This is a genomic window from Methanosaeta sp. UBA458 (assembly GCF_002496085.1).
GTDB lineage: Archaea > Halobacteriota > Methanosarcinia > Methanotrichales > Methanotrichaceae > Methanothrix > Methanothrix soehngenii.
Window position 1 is genome coordinate 1 of the sequence record NZ_DAIK01000022.1, and the last position, 3551, is coordinate 3551.

At 49.8% G+C, this 3551-nt stretch carries 3 protein-coding genes and 1 pseudogene; 2 read left to right on the forward strand and 2 right to left on the reverse strand.

What is annotated here, in order from left to right; translation table 11 throughout:
• Positions 1-76: 76 nt before the first annotated feature.
• On the reverse strand, positions 77-346 hold the full coding sequence (locus BP822_RS01385) for a hypothetical protein (RefSeq protein ID WP_013718606.1): 270 nt from the start codon (positions 344-346) through the stop codon (positions 77-79).
• A gap of 238 nt (positions 347-584) precedes the next feature.
• Positions 585-1829, reverse strand: a pseudogene (locus tag BP822_RS01390) (ABC transporter substrate-binding protein).
• A 159-nt stretch (positions 1830-1988) separates the two neighbouring features.
• On the opposite strand from BP822_RS01390, the gene BP822_RS01395 reads away from it, so the two are divergent.
• Together BP822_RS01395 and BP822_RS01400 are read left to right on the forward strand one after the other, a co-directional pair.
• Positions 1989-2990, forward strand: coding sequence for an ABC transporter substrate-binding protein (locus BP822_RS01395; protein WP_273467125.1), 1002 nt, complete (start codon positions 1989-1991; stop codon positions 2988-2990).
• On the forward strand, positions 2983-3384 hold the full coding sequence (locus tag BP822_RS01400; protein ID WP_273467123.1) for an ABC transporter substrate-binding protein: 402 nt from the start codon (positions 2983-2985) through the stop codon (positions 3382-3384). Before BP822_RS01395 ends, BP822_RS01400 begins: the two co-directional genes overlap by 8 nt.
• The last annotated feature ends 167 nt before the right edge of the window (positions 3385-3551 follow it).

Genomic DNA, 3551 nt, shown 5'->3' on the forward strand with positions numbered 1-3551 from the left:
CCCCTGCGCCCCAGCACTGTAGTCCTATAAGATGGAATTAAAAAAGCAAGGAGGTCATCTGACGGAAACTTGCATTTTATCTGTTCGTCCCTCCACCCGTATTCATGATCTGATTCATGGAATCAACCGGGTAACCCATAGACCTGGAGAAGTTGAACAGCTGTAGGGCAAGGTTGGTGAACTCCTGGCCCAGCGACTGAGAAAGGAGCGACTGCGCCCCGCTGGAGATGTCCATCTCAATTTCTATGTCGCCCTCCAGGATGACCCCCTCCAGGCTCTGAACCTGGTAATCGGATAACGCCTCGTTTATGTCTTTCATTTTCATGGAACTTTTCTCATCTGCCATTTTGTCCTCCTCTTTTGACCATTTCAGCCCTTTTTAAGTGGGAGATGGAGGTGGTGACAAACCGCAGGTTAGCCCCAACCTCCTGATTTGAATGGTTGTGTGGAATTCTTAATCCACTAAGTTTGAGTTAATACAAATTAATTTTACTTAAAGTTTGCGGTTAAAAGATCTATAAACGCTTAAAATAATTTTTATAAAAAATTGGTATGGAGCTGAGACTCTCTCCCCAAGAGCATCTTCAGGGTTTGGGGAAAACAAATACCAAATCAGGAAATTCCATACCTAAATAATCGGTCATATACTCTTTATACGCCTCTGTCGGATCTGCAGCGAACTCCGGATGGAGCAGCTTGGCCCAGTATAGGTATCCTACCACGCTATCCAGCCCCGTCATCAGCTCGTTGCTGATCAAGTATACCCGTTGGTTTTTCACCGCATCTATGCTCTCCCATCCATCGCGGCTTGAGATCTCTTCGATCAACGCCTCGGGCTCATCAGTGCTGTTCCAGCCCCAGTCCAACTCTGAGCTGTAAACGTACTTCATCAAGACCTCTGGATTCTCGGTGATGATCCACTCGCTATCCACATGCGGATAAGCTTCCGACATATTGGCAGCAATGTTCCTGCCGCCGGTCAGTTCAAGCACCAGGCTTCCCTTTGCCCCTTCTCCCTATGTCCCAACATCATTTAGACCCTTAAAGCCCGTCTCCAAAAAGACGCTGGGCCGCTCATCCCGGCTCAAATTGTTCACATAATCATCTATCTGCCTTTCATATCCGGAGCGCCATTGAATATACCGGTCCTCTGCCCCATTCGTGCCCAGAATGTAGCTGAGCTTGACCAGCTCCTCCGTCACGAAGTTCGGATCTGTGAACTCCAGGACGACTACGGGTATTCCTGCGGGATCAAGCTTCTCCTCTGCTTCGGATATGGGCGGCCATTTTTCGTAGCTGATTACCAGATCCGGATCAAGGGAGATGGCCGCCTCATAATCCTCTATCTTCCAGCCGCCGACTGATGGCAGATCGGCAAACTCGGGGAAGAAGTAAGTCTTTTCATGAATGGCATTGGAGACGCCGACGACCTTCTCCGTCGCCTTCAAAACCTTGAATGCCTCAGCGGTAAGGCCGCTGGGAACGATGACTCTTTCCACAGGTATATCGATTGACACCGTCCGGTTGGCAGTATCCTTCAAGATGAGATTCGTTTCTCTGCCTGCTACGATGTCCTCGATCTGCGCGATGTCCTCCTGGCCGATATTGCCATCGTTATTGGCATCGGCCAGCTCGCTATATTCCTGTGTGCCATTGATGATCCCTTCAACATAATCGACGTCCCTTTGATCTATGGTATCATCCAGGTTTGCATTGCCATAGATCTTCAGGGTGAGATGAGATCCGCATGCCAGGATCGGCAGTGAGCACAGCATTAACCATGCCAATAGTATCCATATTCGCGTCTTACTAAGCATTTCGATCACCATTTTTTGATTAAAGGAAAGATTAATTGATTTAAGTCTTTCTCATCCGGACGAGGCTGCATTTGATTCATTGCCTCTCAGTATGACGCACCGGCCCAAGATTTATATACAACTTAATTTGTCTAAAAGCCAATTAATTTGACTAAATGGGAGGTAGTAACGTTGAGAAAAAAGGCTTTGCAGATCCTGATCTCTCTTTTATTGCTCATATCAGTATGCTGTGGAGAGACGGTAACCCTGATCGATTTTACTGGGCATCAGGTCGAGCTGTCCGCTCCCGTAACCAAGACAGTATCTCTCTCAGCCGCTGCTTCTGAGATCCTCTGGGCTCTGGATGAGGGAAAAAGCATGGTCGGACGCAGCACCAGCTCCAACTTTCCCCCAATGATCGAGAGCTTAACCGTCGCGGGAAAGCACTCCAACTCACCGGATTTAGAGCTCATCATGGAGCTTGAACCCGAGCTGGTAATTGCCGATACCATGCTCTCGGAGGAGGACCGGAAGGTGCTCGAGGAGGACGGAATTGCCGTTGTCGTGGAAAGGTTCATAGATCCCAATAGGACGCTCCTGGTCATCGAGAACCTGGGAAGGGCTCTTGGAAAAGAGGAGCGCGCTTCTGAGCTGGCGGGCCAGCTGAAAGGTTATCATGATCTCATAAAGGAGAGAATCTCGGGCACAAATTCGGAGGAGAGACCAACCGTGTTCTTCGAGTGGCTGGGAAAGCCGTATCATTCGGCATCTAACGGCACATCCTATGACAACTTCATCGACTTTGCCGGCGGAGTCAACATCGCAGCCAATGAATCGGTCGATTATCCCGATGTCAGCCCGGAATGGGTGATAGAGAAAGATCCTGATGTCATACTTCACATTCTGGGAAGCTCGAAGGACTATACAGAGGAGGAACTAGAGCAGTGGAGGGATGAGATCATATCTCGGCCGGAGCTGCAGAATTCAAGGGCGGTCAAAGAGGGACGGGTCTACGTTTTAAGCGGTACGGTGGCCACGGGAGTCCGCTCTGCGATCGGCGAGCTTTACCTGGCCAAGTGGTTCTATCCCGAATTATTCGAGGACATAGATCCGGGTGTCGAGCATGAGAAGCTCATACAGGAGTTCTACAACATGAAGCTGGAGGGAGGATACGCTTATCCCTCCGATGCCTGAGCTAGCAAATGAATCGAATTCGTATCCTGACGTGAGCCCCGAGTGGGTGGTACAGATCGACCCAGATGTAATCCTTCAGTCGGAGCCCAGCACCAAAAACTACACTGAGGATGAGCTGGCCCAGTTGAGGGATGAGATAATGAGCCGGCCGGAGCTGCAGAGCGCAAAGGCGGTAGAAGACGGACGGGTCTTTGTGATGAGCGGCAAGATCACATCGGGAATACGGGCCATAGTTGGTGAGCTTTATCTAGCTAAATGGCTTCATCCACAACGGTTCGAAGATGTGGACCCTGATGTTGTGCACCGGGAGCTCATAGATAAGTTCTACGGTCTTGAGCTGGAGGGGGCTTACGCCTTTCCCTCATCTTCCTTTTTAGATATGGAGATCGAATGAGAACAACCACACTGTTGATCGTCCTTGCTCTTCTTCTAGCTCCTGCCTTAGCAGAGGAAGAAGAGAAGGTCACATAAACACAGGCAGGAAGCCCTGCTCTTCAGGGCGGGGAGGAATGCCGTAAGTAGCCCACCAAAACCTTTATCGAAGAAGTCAGCGTGACTCTT

Bases quoted from the DNA above. Each gene is read 5' to 3' on its own strand.
- BP822_RS01385 (WP_013718606.1), bottom strand. From the start codon at position 346: ATGGCAGATGAGAAAAGTTCCATGAAAATGAAAGACATAAACGAGGCG.
- BP822_RS01400 (WP_273467123.1), top strand. From the start codon at position 2,983: ATGCCTGAGCTAGCAAATGAATCGAATTCGTATCCTGACGTGAGCCCC.